This window comes from Salegentibacter haimaensis, assembly GCF_054121495.1.
Map to the genome: position 1 here is coordinate 130,825 of NZ_JBSYGH010000006.1, position 16,873 is coordinate 147,697.

The window sequence follows — 16,873 nt, forward strand, 5'->3', positions numbered from 1 at the left end:
CTATTCTATTAAAGAAAAAGCATTTTTTAATGGGCAGTCATTTTAGCTTTACGCTTTTGAAGTTGCCTGTCTAAATCTCTAATTGTTTCTGCTGTAGCCGCCTCATAAGATTCTTCGTTAGATTCTGCAAAAATCTGCGGACCGGGGGCGCTTAATTTGATATTGCAGATATAACCCTTAGGATTTTGATTTTCCTCTCGTTTGAAGAAAATTTGAGCTCTTACAATCCAGTCATATTTTTGCTCTAATTTGTTTAATTTTTTTTGTGTGAAATCCTGTAGACTTTCACTTTTATCGATTTGTACAAATTCAAAGTTGGTTTCCATAAATAAGATTTTTGTTGAAAACGAATTAACCCAATTTTTCAAATATAGTCAAGCTCGTTAATCAAATCTTGGGAGAAATTTAGCAGAGTATTTGGAATATGGGGTAATCGATGGATAGGGGGTTATTTTTATGACAAAATCTACAAACTCTTTATACTAAAGGATCTAGCTTCAGTAAATTTCTATTTTACATAATATAAATTATGGTTCATTTGTTTATAGTAATAAATAAGCACCGGAGAATAAACGCCGATGCTTATATGATGACTCAGAAGAAAAAAACTTAGGGAATGATTTAGCTAAAGTGTTATGAAAAACTATTTTCTTCTCCTGGGCTTTCGCTATCTAAATTAATCCTTACAGATTTATTATAAAACCCCGAAAAACCCTTAGTTTTTGTATTAGTCTTTTTTGACCGGAACCAAATACACAGGAATTTTAGTTCGTTCAATAATTCTCGAAGCTGTGGTACCCATTAATAGCTTTTCTAAAAATGAGTGGCTATGCGTTCCCATTATAATCATTGAGGCATCACATTCATCTGCATATTCCATAATTGCCGTGGCGGCATCTCCCTCGGCTAACCTGGTACTTATAGTTGGATCCTGTAAATTTTTTGCGGCAGTTTCCAGAAAATCCTCTGCCATTTGTCGTAATTCACTTTCAATATTAAGATCAAGCATATTTTCGTCATAACCTTCATACCCCAGTATTGTGGGATGGTTTAGCCCATAGTACCTTACATCGGCCAGCACGTGGATTAATCCAACCCGCGCTCCTAATTTATTAGCCAGCTCATAACCTGCTTTTGCAACAAGTTCTGAAGTTGGATGATAATCTATTGCGATAATTATTTTGTTCATAATATGCCTCCTTTACTTAAATGTACAAAAATCTGCGCTTATCGAGAATGTTATAGAGAATCTAAACTATCTAAAAATGATATTAATCATTTCGAAATACACGGCATTCTGGTTATCTTTATAAAGCTTAACTAATACTAAAACAATAAGTTATGAAAACTACAAGAGAAGCCGCAAAAGAGGCTACCCATAAGGAAAGAGCAAACAGCCTTCAGGAATTATTGGAAAAAAATTATGATGCTGAAAAGGGATACCGCAAGGCCATTGAAGATGCCGACAGCCCTAATTTAAAGCGATTTTTTAAGGAACAGGCAGTAATGCGCAATCATTTTGCTACCGAAATCGATAAGGCAATGCACGCCATAAATGTACGACCCAAAGATTCAGGGAGTACAGTGGGCGATCTTCACCGCGCCTGGATGGATTTTAAAGCCATGTTCACCAAAAATGATGATGAGTCGATGCTCGAAGAATGTATTCGTGGAGAAAAAGCCAGTATCAAAGAATATGAAAATAAATTGAAGAACACTAAATTTTCGCCCGATACTGAAAATATGCTAAGAGCCCAACTTGAAAAAATACGGGATACCGTGCAAACCATTAAACGAATGGAAGATTTAGCCGACTAATAAAGCTTAGCTATAAAAAAACCCCGCCTTAATTTCCCATAAGGCGGGGTTTTTTTATTTCTTTTAAGCTGGAGTTTATAGCTACTGTTTTACCACGATTAAACTTGCTTTTGCCCCGGTAAGCAAATTCCATTCTTTAGCCACTACCAGTTTCCCGTCTTCATCCAACACCTTTAGTTCGGCAGTATTTGGACCTGAAGCGCCCTGGTTTAATGCTTCAAATTCAATATTATTAAAACCTTCTTCCAGAACCACCAAAATCGGGGTATATCCACCGGTTAAGGTTACACTATTTTCAACCACCTTGCCATTTACCAGGATTCTCACCTTATCGCCATCTACACTTTGGTGATCCCGGCAGTATACTTCTACAAATTTTCCTCCGGTTTTAATATCCCCCAGATACTGGTCATTTTTATATTCGGCTTTAGCTTCAGCGTCTTTTTTCCACTTTTTGGCCACCACATCTCCGGCAGTTTCCATATCGTGAGGAGTTTCGCGGAAATCTATTGTTTTCTCTTTCTCCTTTAAAAACCTGCTGTCTTTGGTTTTTTCTTCTTTTAATTTCAGCGAAGGAAATGCAGAATTATTCTCGGGTTCAGCCTTGAGAAGGCTGCCTGTATTGGTGCTACGCGGAATTTCTATCTGTGCTGTAGCAGTAAAAATACCCAGTAAAGAAATTATGAGAAGAAGTAATAGATTTTTCATACTTTAAAATATTCAGCAACTAAACATCAAAAATACCGCCAAATTCATAAACATTAAAATTTTTGCAAGCTCTGCCCGATGTTGTTTTTACGGGGAAATAAAATGTCTTTCAATTTGGCCAAAAATCGATTAATGCGATTCGGTATACTTTTTAAAACTATGTAAAATCGCCAGCCAGCCGTTTTTCTGCATTTCAAGACTATGACTGGTTTCGGGATCAAATTCCTGCTCGATTAACCCCCCTGCCCGTTTTCACTAAAAAACTTCTACTTCCCTCCCATCTTCCAGCTTGTGATTCCATTGAGTGATGCGCCCGGGTGGTGTATAATTTTTCCAAAGCTTTTCGCCTGGGGCATTAACCAGCACCGACACTTTTATCTTTTATTGTTCAGCCAGTTTTTTTAATATTTTCAAGGCCTTTGGCCAGGTTTTATCAAAAGAATCCAGATGATCTTCACCGAGGTGCATTTCAACTTCCAGCAAGGTTCCATTTGGAATAGGTTTTAGTCTGTAAGTCTCATAAGCACCCATCCACTATTCAACTTTTTTGGAATCCAGTTCTTCTTTTCCATTTTTATCTATAATTCCCAAATGCTTAAAGATCATAAGTTCGCGTGCTTTTTTCTTCTGAATTTTAGAAATCATGCCTTGGTTTTCACCATTCAGAAAATAGATATGGCTTCCCTCCTGCCAATCGGTTTCTGCCCTGGAACCAGGGCTAAAGACTGCAGTCCATTTTCTATAGGTTTCATCATTCCAAAGACAGTCCCAGACTTTCTCCAGGGAGGCCCTTATTCTAATTTGATAAATTTTAGATTCCATAATCGTAAAGTTAATTAAATCAAATTTGAGATGAATTCTGTATTTGCTTAATTTTCAGCAAAATGAGTACCTGGCTTATAATCGGCAAACAATAATTATCTTTGTCTCAAATTAAAGCTATGCAGGTAAATCATCTATTGGAGAAAAATTCTATAGCCAACAAATTCGTGGCTCAACTTAGAGATAAATCGGTACAGACCGATAGGTTGCGTTTCCGGAGAAATATTGAGCGACTGGGTGAAATCCTGGGCTACGAACTGAGCAAACAGCTTAATTTTTCTGAAAAAGAAGTTCTTAGTCCGCTGGGAACTTCAAAAATCGCGCTTCCCCAGAATGAGATTGTATTATGCTCTATTTTAAGGGCTGGACTGCCATTACATAATGGCTTATTGAATTACTTTGATGATGCAGAAAATTCGTTTATTTCTGCCTATAGACATCATCCCAATAATGATGAAGAATTTGAAATTATCGTAGAATACCTGGCTTCACCTTCTCTGGAGAATAAAACCTTTATCCTTGCCGACCCGATGCTGGCCACCGGCCGGTCTTTTGTAAATGTGATGGGAGCCCTTAAAACTATGGGAACACCAAAACAAATACACCTGGTTTCTGTAATTGGAGCCCGTGAAGGTATTGAACATGTTGCCGATGAATTTCCTAAAGACACTCAATTATGGATTGCGACCATAGATGAGAAACTTGATGAGAAGGGATATATAGTACCCGGCCTGGGAGATGCCGGGGATCTTTGTTTTGGAGGTAAAATGCAACATTAAAACGGGTATCCTATAGCAAAGTTGAAAATTGGGCTGCCTATATCAAAGGTCCAGCGCCCTCCTCTGGGTAATCTTGGATCGTGAAAGGGAGCCGCCAGGTCGAAGCGAATTACAAAACTTTGAATGTCGATTCGAAGGCCGGCACCACCGCCAATTCCAAATTCATTTATAAAATCTGAACTGAATTTCCCTCCGGGCAAATTATCTATTTGCTTGCTGTTCCACACATTCCCGGCGTCTACAAATACCGCTCCTTTCAGAAATGAATAGATTGGGAAGCGATATTCGGCATTGGCTTCCAGTCTAATATTTCCCGATTGATCAAAAAAGCCAATATCTTCAGGATTGGGATTATAAGTACCCGGCCCCAGAGATCTTATCCTAAAGGCTCTTACACTATAAGGCCCGCCACTAAAATATTGCTTAACAAAGGGCAAAACTTCTGAATTTCCATAAGCCAGCCCGTAGCCGCCAAATAATCTTGTGGCGATTTTATGTTCGCCCTGAATTCTTAGGTGGTATCTAAAATCTACATCGGCCTTGGCATACTGGGCATACTCCTGGCCAAAAATGGTTCTGGGCCTCCCTCCATCCGAATTGCTTAAAAGATCCAGGCTGTTACCTGCGACATCAAGAGTAGACTGTATAAAAAACTGATGTTTTCTGCGGGAATCTCTATGCCCGTTATAAGTGAATGAATAAGTTAGGCCTGAGATAAACCTTTGGTTAAAACTGTTTTCCAGAAATGGATTAACATCCAGAATATCCTGAAATTCCTGGGTGACATTGGCCAGGCGCACATAGTTTAGTGAAATTGGATTTAATTCGTGGGTGACGTAACGATTGGCTTCCCACATATACCCAAACCTGGAAGAAGCCGAGATTAAACTGAAAAGCTGGGTGCGGTTTAAATACTCTGCACCAAGACCAATTCTTGTTTTAGGAATTGCATATTCAAACCAAACATCATCATCTATAGAAACAGGAAAGAGCATTCGGGGAAAGATAAGATCAGATTCAAAACCTAATTGGGTACTGCTTAAGCCGCTCTGTGGCCCGCCTGCAATTTGCCTTTCATAGCCGAGCTTGGCTGAAATATTAAGTGTTTCTCCCCCTTTAAATAAGTTTCGATTGGTAAAAGTAAGTGCCAGAGCCGGCCCTGCAAAATTATTGGATTTTGTGACCCCCTGTAATTCTGCTCTAATTGATCTTTTCTTTAAGGGTGATAAATAGATGTTGGCTGCCAGTTTTCCTATGCTGTCGTTGGTTTCCAGCTCATCGTACCTAATATTTACAAATCTGTAGGCCCCTATAGTTCCCAACCTACGGCTGGTATTTCTGGAAACTTCAGGATTATAATGATCTCCTTCATCGATCAATACATAAGGTTCCAGGTATTTAGGTTTGAAATACTCAGGATTTTGGATGAAATTTTTGTTTTCATAGCGAATGCTATCTTTAGGAGTATCTTCATCCTCGAGACCATAATTGGCATAAATATTTACTTCCTCAATCTCATAGGGAATTAAAGCTTCTTCGGGCACTTCATCTTTTAGCTGAAGAAAAAGGTCAAATTTTTTATTGTTGTATTGATTGGTATCTGTTTCAAAAATTAAAAACGAATGATTGAAATTATAATATCCCCTTTTCTTTAAATATCTGTCAATGCGCTCCCTTTCAGCTTTTAAAACTACCAGATCGAAACGCATATCTTTCTCAATATAGCTTTCATCAAAACTTGTTCTTATCAGGTCCTGAATTTTTAAGGAGTCTCCATCTACCTGAAAATTTTCTAGGCGATAAGGCGGGCTTAGGTATACTTCATACCTTGACCTGGCGGTTTTTGCTGCAGAGTCTTCCTGAATCTCAGCCTGAATCTGGCTATAAAAATAACCCCGGTTCTCTAACCTGTTATTGATGAGATCCCGGGTTTGTTGTAAATCTACATCTGAGGCATACACCGGTTTTTCCCCAAATTTATCATAGATGAATTTGTTTATAAAACCGGGTTTTTCCTGCTGATTCTTATAATAACTCCAAAGCCCAATGCGGCTTCCTAAAAATTTGGAATTGGGTTTTGGCCGAAGTACGGCTTCTACATCTTCCTTAATTCGTTTTTGAGCAGGAATGCTATCGGGCGAGTTTAATTCTAAATCGGCTCCCGTATAGAGCAACTCGTCATCAGGAATATATCTTTTGACATTACAGGAATAAAATATAAGTCCTAAAATGAACAAAAACAGGAATCGGCTTATGGTGAATTTTCTTTTCATTCTTCGGTTTCTTCTTTTACTTCTTCTCCTACGTTTTGTTCGGTTTCCTCAATTACTGCCTTTTCAAAAAGTTCTTTGAATTTATTGAATTCGCGGGTAAAGATCAGGGCGATTCCGTTTACGATAATCTGGCCATCGATCACATTTTCAAAAAGATTTCTTCGGAAACCTTTAAGCCTGAATCTGCCATTTTCGGTTAGCAAGTATTCCAAACTTACATTGCCGAACATCGGTGGTCTTTCTCCTGTTGGATTCGATCCCTGAACATCAAATTCGCTACCTACACTTACAATTAAACGATCGTCCATAAGTCGTTTTTGAGCAGTAACATCAAGTGTGGTTCGTTCCTGTGGGCTTTCTCCCTGGTAATCGGTAAAGCTGTCTACTCCAAAATTCAACTCAATACCCGAGTCGCCCATAATCTGGTCTGAAAAACGGTTTAACTGGTCTGAAAGGGCCTGGTTTAAATTATCCCGGGCAATGGCTGCTGCCCCTCCTCTGCTCCCGTCAGTACCTCCTTCAGGAAAGAATCGGTTTAAAACCAAAAGTGAAAATACCTGTTTATTGAGTTCTTCTTCCTGCTGATTCAGTTGCTGCACTCTGCCGTAAACCTGGCCACCAATAGCACCCTGTTCAGCTTCAGGCATATCTAAACCGAAACTTAGCACCGGTTGCATCAATTCACCATCAACATTTAAGTATACTAAAAACGGTAATTCCTGCATAAAACGGGCGCTCATATCCCGGCTGCTTCCTGCCAGCTGAGAAGCCATGAGAGAACTTGCCGAAGTTTCTACTCTATACACCGCCGTGATGTCCAGGTTGGCATCCATAGGATCTCCAGACCAGCTAATGTTGCTGCCTTCAACCAGATCGAAGCGACGGTTTACGAGTTCATAAAGATTCATTTCATAATGACCATCTTTTATAACATAACGCCCAGAAAGATTGGTTCGCCCATTGGCGGCAATATTGAAAATAAGATCTGCACTTCCATTTACCCGAAAATTATCGCCGGTTTGCTCATCGATTAAAAGAGTGAAAATTGCTCCTTCTTCTATTTCTATGCGGGAGTTTAAAATCATTCCTCTTAGCACAGCGGTTTCCTCCTGAGTATTCCCGGTTAATATATCATCGGGATTTTCGCGGTTTACAAAGCGTACTATTCCATCGCGCTCCATCATTTCCAATTCACTGCCTGGCATGATATACGTAAGGTTGGTGCCTTTATTCACCTTTATCCTGCCGTCTATTCTGGGTAAATTGAGGTCGCCGGTAATTTTGGCGTTCATATCAAAATTCGCCTTCCCGTATACAAATTCATTATCGCCTTCTTCAGCGTCTAGAGCGGTGAAATTGTTAGCCTCCAGGCTTAAGTCAAATTTGGGGTTTAGGTAAGATTCGGTTAAAATTTCACCGTTGAGCACAAAGCTGTTATTCTCTACATCGCGAATGGTAAAATTTTTCAGATAAATACCGGCATTATCCAGTGAAATGCTTTCCTGGTTAAGCTTAAATGCGGCATTTAATTGTTCAATTTTAAAATCGGCATTATTAAAGTTGAATTCTCCTGAATATTCGGGTTGTGCTGTAGTCCCGGTAATTTTCATATTCCCATTCAGACTTCCCGAGGCATTGGAGATTTCCCCCATTGAAAAATGCTCTATTACCGATAATTTAAGCTGATTTAGCTGAAGATCTAAATCCAGTTCATTAGCCACTTCATCGGCCCGGTAAACCCCTGTTAAGTCCAGGTCGGCATCGCCTTCTTTTAAACTAAGGCCAAAGTCGTAATTCGCATTGCCCAGGGCTTCGGCATTCATTCTTAAAACTCCGAGAGGCGCTTCCAAAACGTGAAAATCCCTTACTTCCAAAGCTGCCAGGAGGGCTGCATTGGTAATGGGCTCTTCAACTACCAGCTTGCCGTTCATTCGACCGGTGGCCAGTTCTACTTCAGGATTAAAATAGCTGAAGATATTTGCCAGCCTGAAATTTTCAAATTTTAAGGCTATATGCTCCTTTTCTGTTTCTCCCGAAATATTATCGAGTTCTACCAATTGTTGATTTCTGGTGAGTTTAAAAGCTTCAAATGCGATATTGGTTTCCTGAAAAGTTATAATGTTTTCAGGATCTACATCCCAGCGGCCACCATTTAAAATCAATTCAGAAGGATCCAGACTTATAATTACTTCCTCATTTTCCCTGCGGGTATGAGTCATTACGTGCACTAATACCGAGTCCTGCCGGTGCGCGATAAAATCCAGGAAAAGGCTTTCATCCTCTACTCTACCCTCAACAGAGGTATTCTGGATAGCTATAGGTCCACCTTCAATCGAGTTGAAACCCAGATCAAATTCAAATTTTTCAGCATTCGAATCCAGGTTAAACACCAGGCTATCTATCACATTATTGGCGTATTTAATTCGCGGCAGGTCTATATCGGCCATCAATTCACGATTTTCCTGGCTAAAATCTACAGCGATAGAAACGGTATCTAACTCTTCCAGTTGAGTGATGAAAACTTCATTGATAAATGGCGAATTTCGTATTTGAGCCCTTAATTTCATATTCACCGGGGGTACGGTGGTGTCTCTTTCAACTTCAGTTAAATAGCTGCGGTAATGTTCTACCAAAGCATCAGCAAAGCCTACAGGGTCTGCATTCGACTCCAGTTTGAGATTAAGAATGGGGTTTTCGATTTCAAGGTATGTAGTATCGGGGGTAACGTGGGTCATGATATCTATATCGCCTGAGAAATAGGGCGACTCATCATAAACCGCGATAACATCGGTGAAACCAGCCTCCAAATCATAGGAACTGGCGTTTCCTTTAAATTTCCCATTCAGTTGAAAAGCGGTTCTAATATTTCTTCGGGTTAAGCCAAGGGCCTGTAGATTGGCTCCTTTTAAATCCAGGTTTATTTCAGCCGCCGGCGCTACCGAATCTAAAGTAATTAAACCATTCAGTGCCAAATCCAGGTTTTCGTCTTTAAAGGAAGTTGAAAACGGGCCTTTTCCATTTTCAATCTCCAAATTTAGAGGCAAGTCTTTGATTTCATAATCATTATATGTAAAACTGTGAAGCATAGCTTCTACTTCGGCATCGAGGGAATTAATGTCTGTACCATTCCCGCTTGCAGAAATTTCCAGATTTAATCTTCCGAGGCTTTCGTTTTGTAATAATTCTCCCAGATTGAAGTCTTTGCTTTCCATATTGGCGCTAAAGCCTATACCCTTAGCTGACTGCAACTCGCCATCGTAGACGATCTGGCCCAGGCTGCTTTGCAAGTCTCCTTTACTTTGAAGATTGTCCAGGTTTCCGAATAAATTTCCCTGAAATTCTATTTTTTGCGGAAGTTTTATTCCTAAATCTTCTTCCGATACAAAATTTAAAAGGTCATTTCGGCTGCTGCTGAAGTTGATTTGCGGAAGAGAAAAGCCTAAATTTTCAAGATCTGATAGATTGCTTAAATTTCCGGAAGTACTTAGCCTGGAATTGGCCCAGCTAAAATTCGCCGTATGCAACTGAAGCTCTTCCATACTCCCCCTGGCTTTTAAATTTCCCCTCAGCAAACTTTTTGAAAGAGCTGCCATATAAGGATCCTGCCTTAACTCTGGCTGAAAGAAAAACAAATCCCTGATATCTATTACTATTGGGGACAGGTCTAATTCCAGGCTGGCTTTATTATGATTTATGAAATCCTGTAAAGTGTTGTAGTCGGCTAAAATATAGCCGTTTAAGCTGTTATTGTTTAAGTTTAAATTTAAGTTGTCAATTTCAGTTTTATCGTCATTCAGCAATAGCTTCCCACTTAAATTTTGGAGATTTAAACCTGAAGTTTCCTGGAAACTTAAAGAATCAATACTGGCAAGGGCCGAGAATTGGGATACCTCTAGATTATCAGCTAAAAGATTCAAATTCTTCAATTCAATAGCTGCGGGGTTAAATTTCCCGCTTTCGGCCTGCGCGCTATTTTCGGTAAGCAGAAAGCTGTTATTTTGCAGGTTGATTTTGTTGATTTTAAGTCCTAAATCTGGCCAGGGAATACTGTCTGAAACAGGTTTTGGTGCCTGCTCTTTATTCACCAGCATATTTACCGCCAGGTCTGAATTGCTCATCTCCAGGTCCTGAATTTCGTAAAATTTCTCAGGAAGATCTACGAGTAGATCCTGCAGGTTTGCATTTTGAAAATTGCCTTTAAAGGAAAGCGAATCGGGTTGGGAATTATAATCTAATAGGAGATTAGAAATTTCCAGTTTGTTCGATCTTAAAACCGGAAGCGGACTCTCACTCTCCTCATTAGTTGGGGCTTCAAATTGTTGTAAAACTACAATACTGTTTTCAATGATGGTTTGGTCAAAACTCAACTTCATTTCACCTAACTCAGTTTGAGTCATATCGGTTTCAATATTTCCAACATTTAAATCGGCATCTATTCCACTTAACCCATCCTTATAGCGAAGTTTAATATTTCGAAGTGAAAATTTACCCAATCTAAAATCCTGTGTCGAGGTGGTGTCGGTTGAAGCCTGAGTTTGCGTAGTATCCTGAGTAACTATGGCGTCCAGAAGAAATTGAAAATTAAAACCTTCTATACTATCTTTTCTAGTAATATTTGCAACGGCATCTTCCCACTCCAGCTGTCTTAAATGTATAGGTTCTCCTCTTATGATAGGCCACAGCGGTAAATCGACTTCAAGATATTTGGAGTATAAAAGGGTATCTCCTTTTTTATCTTCCAGGAAAACATCTTCAAGTGAAATATTTCCGGAAAAAGTGATAAATAGCCGCCCTACCTCTACCCGGGTTTGAGTTTTTTTGGAGATATTGGAGGTGAATTTATCTACAATTAGGTTCTGCCCCCAGGGACTTCGAATAAACAAAAGGAGCAGGATTATAAAAATAAGAAACCCCGCAAAGATTTTTGCGAGGATTCTTAAGAATATAAATTTTTGCTTTTTTTTAGGCTGTTTTTCCAAATTCAGGAGAATTACCCTCAAATTTAAGATATACTTCTTTGAAGCCTAAGTAAGAAAGCAATAAAATTCTGTTAAAGCTCATTATTCAGTAGCTTCCAGGCTAATTTCTGGAATTTCTTCCGGGGGAGTTACATCTTCAGGTTCTGAAGACGACTCGGGAATCTCCGGGTTTGAAAACAGGTAAATAGTATGTTCGATTACGGTGGCTGCGTCGAGAATTTTAATCCTAACCTCCGGGAGATCAGAATCTGAGTCATCGGTACGGGCAGTAACTTCTAAAACTTCAAAGGCAACAACCCCTAAATTTTCACCCTGTAAATTTGCGATAATCGGATCATAATTTATACTTACATCGCTATCATAAACCACGGCTATAACCACCTGTCCTGTAAGCATTGCCAAACTTGTAGCTCTTAAGGGAATAACATCGGGAATTTCATCAAGCAGGTCATCATCTTCATCTCCTCCCAGTCCTGGCCCTGCTTCCAGATAATTGCGGGCACCGTTTTCAGATGGCCCTACAGCATCCCATCCTGTGGGAGTAGAGGTTAAGGCAAACCAGCCTTCATCGCCTACCTGTCCGGTGTAAAGGGTGATTTCTTCATCGGTATTATCAGCAAAATATCGCAATTCTTGTCTTTGCCCTATTTCAGAAATATCATCGTTTACGTCTTCTTCTGAAAAATCATTAGGCTCATCTCCATTGTCAATACTGTCATCATCTATAATAATTAGCACCGCTGAATTGCCAGTACCGTTACCATTGTCATCATCGGTAATATCATCTACATCATCGCTAATATCGTCGGTAACATCGTCGATATCATCGCTTACATCATCATCATTGTTACAGGAAATAACAAAAGCCAGGGCAAAAAACAGCCCAAAAATCCAAATCAAACTCCATTTTCTTTTCATAATATCGGTTTTAAAAGGTTGATTTTCAAGTTAATAATACAGAACAGGAATTTGGGGTTGGGATATCCCCTATTCTTTGCAAGGTTCCATTTTAGAATTGACGACCTTCTAAAAATATTTGGGGTGAATTTGCACATTTTTGGGGGCCTGTTCCACAGTTTCACGCTTTGAAAACCTGTAACTGCTTCCGGAATTTATAGATGAAAATTCTATCAAGCCACGCCCTTTCAGCATTTAACAGTCTGGAGACACATTTTTAAGATTGTTTTAATCTACACATGGCATTAATATGGCTTGAGTAAAAGCGACTCTCCACCCAAATCTAAAAACAGAGTCATAAAAGTAAAAACTACAGATATGAAAAGAACTTTGACCGTAACAGTATTAGCAGCAGCTATGTTAACCTCCTGTGTTTCTAAAAAGAAGTATGTAAGCCTGGAGGATGAACTCAATGACACGCGCAGCACACTGCAAAAAACTCAGGTAGAAAAAGAGGAAATTGAGGCAAAATATGCTGCAATTGAAGAGCGCGTGGCCGATTACAATGCCAAGATCAATTCTCTTAGAGAAGAGAATGATGAGAAGTTGGAATTGAATGATGTAACAGCTATGTCTAATAATTCCAAAGCGAAGATGAGAGCAACCCTTGCCAAAATGGATCCTAACGAAGTAGCCCAGGCAGAGACATTAGAAGACAGTATTAACCTTGCTGTTTCTTATAATTTGAAAAATTCTATTTCTGAAGGAGCAGATTCTGAAGATATCGATATTACCGTAGATAAAACCGTAGTGATGATCAATGTATCTGACAAGCTTTTATTCGGAACCGGAAGTTATAGAGTAAGTAGAGATGCCCAACCCCTACTTAAAAAACTTGCCGAGGTGATCAATTCTGAACCTGCTATGGAAGTGATGGTTGAAGGACATACCGACGACCGTACTATGGTTGAAGGTTCTTACCTGCAAGATAACTGGGACCTTAGTGTGCGCAGAGCAACTTCTATCGTGAGACTGCTTCAGGACAAATATAATGTAGACCCCGCGAAACTTATTGCAGCGGGTAGAAGTAGCTACCAACCGCTGGTAGATAACTCTTCCAAAGAAAATATGGCGAAAAACAGAAGAACCCGAATCGTGATTATTCCAAACCTGGATAAATTCTTTGCGATGATGGATTCTGAAGGATAATATTAACCACCACTAAATTTAAAAGGCCGGCCCTCTAAGGGACCGGCTTTTTTATTTCTTGTTTTTCAGCATAAAGAAGTAATCGAGGGAATATTTCCCGGCTCCTGTAAAAAACAATAGAATATATCCCAGCATAAACAGTAAGGGCAGTTCCTGGCGTTGGAAACCATCGGGCATATGCACGATTAAACCAGCAACGGCCATAGTGGCGATAATTGGCAAAACAGCCAGGCGTGTTCCCAGGCCAAGGATTACAAGAACAGCACAGATGAATTCTGCAAAAACCGCGAGACCAAAAGTGGTTACCTCCCCCAAACCAATAGGATCGGCAAATTGAATTTCTTCACTACCAAAGAATTTTAGCAGTTTGGGATAGCCGTGCGTAAGCATTAAACCTGAAATTCCTACGCGGAAAATCAGCAGTCCAATATCGGTTCTAAACAGGTTAAGATTGGTAGAATAGCTTTGTTTCATCTTGATTTATTATTTAAGCAATGAATTTAGTTAAAATCCAATGGACATAGCACTCCCAGGGAAATTAAAAGTATTCTTAATTTTTAGTTAACATTTAAAGTTGTAGAATTTCAACAACTTTGGAAGACTTTGGTTAAACATTTAAAAAACAAATATTTACATACATTATTAAAAACCGATTAAAACACTAATGTGCATTTCATCGAATAATTTATGTTTTTCGTCGAAAAAGTAAATAAGATTTGTAATTTTAAACTATGAAAAAATTGCAAAAGAAAAATTCGAATGAAAAAACTATTACTAACCTTATTTTTACTGGCCTTTGTGGCTACCGCTGACCTTTATGGCCAGGCTTCAGCAACAGCAACTTTTACCGCTTCGGCTACGATTATAGAACCCGTGGGGATAACCACTACCTCTAATCTTAATTTTGCCAATATCGATGCCCGTAATGGCGGTGAGGTAATTTTGCGCCCCGATAATACGCGAAACAGCACCGGAGATCTAATCCTGGAAGACGGCAATGTAACGGCAGCCAGCTTCGAGATTACCGGTCAACAGGGATTCTCATATTCGGTAAGCCTTCCGCAGGGCGAATTTGAATTAAGCAATGGCGCAGAGTCTATGATCATTAAAGATTTTACCAGCGACATGGAAGGCGGATTCTTTGGCGAAGGCCCCGGTGTTATTCGCGTTGGTGCCAGTCTACAGGTAAAGCCCAATCAAATTCCCGGTATTTATCATACTACCACTCCCCTTCAGTTAAGTGTGAATTATAATTAAGCTATTCTCAACAGATTAAAGAATTATTAAAAAAAATTACTACATCGTTATAGTTTTTGCCTTTCTTCTACGCAAAATGCATTTCAACGAGTATTTAATCGATCTCAACGATTAGATTTTGTTTGTAAGGTCTATCGCACATACTTTTGATGCGATTTAACAATGACCCCAATTACAAATAAAAAATAATCGACCATGAAAAAAATTACCTTTATCCTACTTGCCCTTATTAGCGGAGTTAGTTTTGCACAGAGTTCAGCTGATGGAACTGCTACTGTAAATGCAGAAATTGTAAGTCCTATTTTAATTTCTAATGCTGCTAATATGGATTTTGGCCGAATTATCGGTACAGTAGATGGTGGAACTGTGACAATCGATAACGATGGTGATAGAACCGCTTCTAATGATAATTTGTTAGCGCCTAGTACTACATATCAAGCTGCCTCATTCAATGTTACTGCAGCGGAAGATTATAGTTATAGTATTACGATTGATGATATAGTCTTGGAAGGAGCTGGTGATGATATGCAAATTTCATTCACAAGTAGTTTAGGTTTTGAAAATGTTGCAGGAACCGGTGCTGCTGAAGTTTTAAATGTAGGAGGTGCATTAACTGTAAATGCAAATCAAGCTGAGGGAACTTACTCAGGTGAAGTTACGGTAACCGTATCTTACGAATAATATTCCTAAAAAATAGATTTACCAAACGCCGCCCCTGTGGCGGCGTTTTTTGATATACACCAAACCTTATGAAAAAGATACTCTTCTTTTTTATTTTTCTTTCAGCATCGCTTGCGGCTTTTGCCCAGGCTTCAGCTTCGGCTACAGTAGAAAGCAGGGCTACGGTGATAGATCCCATTCAAATTGAAAAGACCGTAGACCTGGATTTTGGGAATATCATCACCGCCTATAATCCCGGCTCTGTAATTCTTTCACCCGATGGTTCGCGGATAGCATATGGAGTGGAGATTTCGAGTTCTATTCCCGGGAATGTGGCTCCGGCCGAAGCCGTCGTGACTCACGGTAATAATAATTACGCGATTAGTCTGCCCGAGAGCTTTGAACTTTTTCATCAGGAAAATCCTAACCAGGTATTGGTCATAGATCGTTTTACGGTAGAACCTTTGCCCGGCGACGAAATTGATATCATAAAAATAGGTGCTACTTTAAACCTGGAAGCCAATCAACTTTCGGGATATTACACCAATGCTTCGGGATTTAATGTGACGGTTTCCTACAATTAATTTTAGTATTTCCTTAACAGGTAGTACCTTTGGAACCAGTACAATAAACCCAAATCCAGCCCCGGATATGAAGAAACCACTACTTAAGCTGTCCTTATTTTTTATTTTTTCCTGTATAAACCTCCTGCCTGCACTGGCTCAGGGGGATTTAATGATTATGCCCAAGCGCATTGTCTTTGACGGATCTCAGCGTTCTCAGGAAATAAATCTTGCCAATACTGGAAACGATACTGCGGTTTACGCTATTTCCTTTATCAATTATAAAATGACCGAAACCGGAAATTTCGAGCAGATCGAGGAACCCGAAGAAGGCCAACGCTTTGCCGAAGGATTTTTGCGTTACTTCCCCAGAAGAGTAAGCCTGGCGCCCAACGAAGCACAGACCATTCGAGTGCAGGTAACCCGAACCGGAAATCTTGAGCAGGGTGAATATCGCTCGCATATGTATTTTAGAGCGGTAGAAGATGAAGGCGCCTTAGGAGAACAAAATGCTGAGGAGACCGAAGGTATTTCCATAAATATTAAAACCGTATTTGGGATAAGTATCCCGGTAATTATAAAACAAGGTACTTCAACGACTAATATCACACTTAGCGATATAGAACTGGACAGGAGCGGGGAAAATCCAAAACTTTCGCTGGCCATTAACCGCACAGGAAACATGTCGGTTTACGGAAATTTAAAAGTAACCCATATTTCCCCCAATGGTGCAACTATAGAAGTGGGAATGGTGAAAGGGATTTCGGTTTATACGCCCAACGAAAGTCGCTCTTTTTCCCTGGAACTCAGAAAAGCCGATTTGGTAGACCTTACTTCAGGTAAATTACAAATTGAATATTCAGAAGATAAAGGAAAAACTCTGGCCACAGAAGAAATTCAACTTTAAT

General features: G+C 39.5%; 16 protein-coding genes. 7 read left to right on the forward strand and 9 right to left on the reverse strand.

Annotated features, from left to right (window positions below; translation table 11 throughout):
• Nucleotides 1-26 precede the first annotated feature (26 nt).
• Together hpf and ACW6QP_RS07790 are read right to left on the reverse strand one after the other, a co-directional pair.
• Nucleotides 27-326 (reverse strand): ribosome hibernation-promoting factor, HPF/YfiA family, encoded by a 300-nt coding sequence (hpf, locus tag ACW6QP_RS07785; RefSeq protein ID WP_457910298.1) that lies wholly within the window; start codon nt 324-326, stop codon nt 27-29.
• 401 nt (nt 327-727) lie between these two features.
• Nucleotides 728-1,189 (reverse strand): universal stress protein, encoded by a 462-nt coding sequence (locus ACW6QP_RS07790; RefSeq protein WP_457910299.1) that lies wholly within the window; start codon nt 1,187-1,189, stop codon nt 728-730.
• Nucleotides 1,190-1,341: 152 nt separating this feature from the next.
• On the opposite strand from ACW6QP_RS07790, the gene ACW6QP_RS07795 reads away from it, so the two are divergent.
• Nucleotides 1,342-1,818, forward strand: coding sequence for a ferritin-like domain-containing protein (locus ACW6QP_RS07795; protein WP_457910300.1), 477 nt, complete (start codon nt 1,342-1,344; stop codon nt 1,816-1,818).
• Nucleotides 1,819-1,899: 81 nt separating this feature from the next.
• Here the strand turns inward: ACW6QP_RS07795 and ACW6QP_RS07800 are convergent, their stop codons facing one another.
• The 3 genes from ACW6QP_RS07800 to ACW6QP_RS07810 form a co-directional block, all read right to left on the reverse strand.
• The gene (locus ACW6QP_RS07800) at nt 1,900-2,526 is read right to left on the reverse strand and encodes a hypothetical protein (protein WP_457910301.1); all 627 of its coding nucleotides are present in this window, start codon (nt 2,524-2,526) and stop codon (nt 1,900-1,902) included.
• A gap of 381 nt (nt 2,527-2,907) precedes the next feature.
• The gene (locus ACW6QP_RS07805) at nt 2,908-3,057 is read right to left on the reverse strand and encodes a hypothetical protein (protein ID WP_457910302.1); all 150 of its coding nucleotides are present in this window, start codon (nt 3,055-3,057) and stop codon (nt 2,908-2,910) included.
• Between the two features lie 3 nt (nt 3,058-3,060).
• Nucleotides 3,061-3,348, reverse strand: coding sequence for an SRPBCC domain-containing protein (locus tag ACW6QP_RS07810; protein ID WP_457910303.1), 288 nt, complete (start codon nt 3,346-3,348; stop codon nt 3,061-3,063).
• A gap of 119 nt (nt 3,349-3,467) precedes the next feature.
• Between ACW6QP_RS07810 and upp the strand changes: the two genes are divergently transcribed.
• The gene (gene upp / locus ACW6QP_RS07815) at nt 3,468-4,127 is read left to right on the forward strand and encodes a uracil phosphoribosyltransferase (RefSeq protein WP_457910304.1); all 660 of its coding nucleotides are present in this window, start codon (nt 3,468-3,470) and stop codon (nt 4,125-4,127) included.
• Here the strand turns inward: upp and tamL are convergent.
• The 3 genes from tamL to ACW6QP_RS07830 form a co-directional block, all read right to left on the reverse strand.
• A complete protein-coding gene (gene tamL / locus ACW6QP_RS07820; protein WP_457910305.1) occupies nt 4,124-6,400 on the reverse strand; it encodes a translocation and assembly module lipoprotein TamL in 2,277 nt (758 codons plus the stop codon). The two genes, upp and tamL, sit on opposite strands and share 4 nt — an antisense overlap.
• Nucleotides 6,397-11,283, reverse strand: coding sequence for a translocation/assembly module TamB domain-containing protein (locus tag ACW6QP_RS07825; RefSeq protein WP_457910306.1), 4,887 nt, complete (start codon nt 11,281-11,283; stop codon nt 6,397-6,399). Before ACW6QP_RS07825 ends, tamL begins: the two co-directional genes overlap by 4 nt.
• Before the next feature lie 177 nt (nt 11,284-11,460).
• Nucleotides 11,461-12,297: a hypothetical protein gene (locus ACW6QP_RS07830; RefSeq protein ID WP_457910307.1), complete on the reverse strand. Its 837-nt coding sequence runs from the start codon at nt 12,295-12,297 to the stop codon at nt 11,461-11,463.
• A 357-nt stretch (nt 12,298-12,654) separates the two neighbouring features.
• On the opposite strand from ACW6QP_RS07830, the gene ACW6QP_RS07835 reads away from it, so the two are divergent.
• On the forward strand, nt 12,655-13,485 hold the full coding sequence (locus ACW6QP_RS07835) for an OmpA family protein (protein ID WP_457910308.1): 831 nt from the start codon (nt 12,655-12,657) through the stop codon (nt 13,483-13,485).
• Between the two features lie 51 nt (nt 13,486-13,536).
• On the opposite strand, the gene ACW6QP_RS07840 is transcribed toward ACW6QP_RS07835, so the two are convergent.
• The gene (locus ACW6QP_RS07840) at nt 13,537-13,959 is read right to left on the reverse strand and encodes a DoxX family protein (RefSeq protein ID WP_457910309.1); all 423 of its coding nucleotides are present in this window, start codon (nt 13,957-13,959) and stop codon (nt 13,537-13,539) included.
• Nucleotides 13,960-14,244: 285 nt separating this feature from the next.
• Here ACW6QP_RS07840 and ACW6QP_RS07845 point away from each other — a divergent pair, with 285 nt between their 5' ends.
• The 4 genes from ACW6QP_RS07845 (at nt 14,245) to ACW6QP_RS07860 (ending at nt 16,872) form a co-directional block, all read left to right on the forward strand.
• A complete protein-coding gene (locus ACW6QP_RS07845; RefSeq protein ID WP_457910310.1) occupies nt 14,245-14,742 on the forward strand; it encodes a DUF4402 domain-containing protein in 498 nt (165 codons plus the stop codon).
• A gap of 195 nt (nt 14,743-14,937) precedes the next feature.
• A complete protein-coding gene (locus ACW6QP_RS07850; protein WP_457910311.1) occupies nt 14,938-15,423 on the forward strand; it encodes a DUF4402 domain-containing protein in 486 nt (161 codons plus the stop codon).
• Between the two features lie 68 nt (nt 15,424-15,491).
• The gene (locus tag ACW6QP_RS07855; protein WP_457910312.1) at nt 15,492-15,986 is read left to right on the forward strand and encodes a DUF4402 domain-containing protein; all 495 of its coding nucleotides are present in this window, start codon (nt 15,492-15,494) and stop codon (nt 15,984-15,986) included.
• Between the two features lie 67 nt (nt 15,987-16,053).
• Nucleotides 16,054-16,872, forward strand: a complete 819-nt coding sequence (locus ACW6QP_RS07860) for a fimbrial biogenesis chaperone (RefSeq protein WP_457910313.1) — start codon at nt 16,054-16,056, stop codon at nt 16,870-16,872.
• Nucleotide 16,873 lies beyond the last annotated feature (1 nt).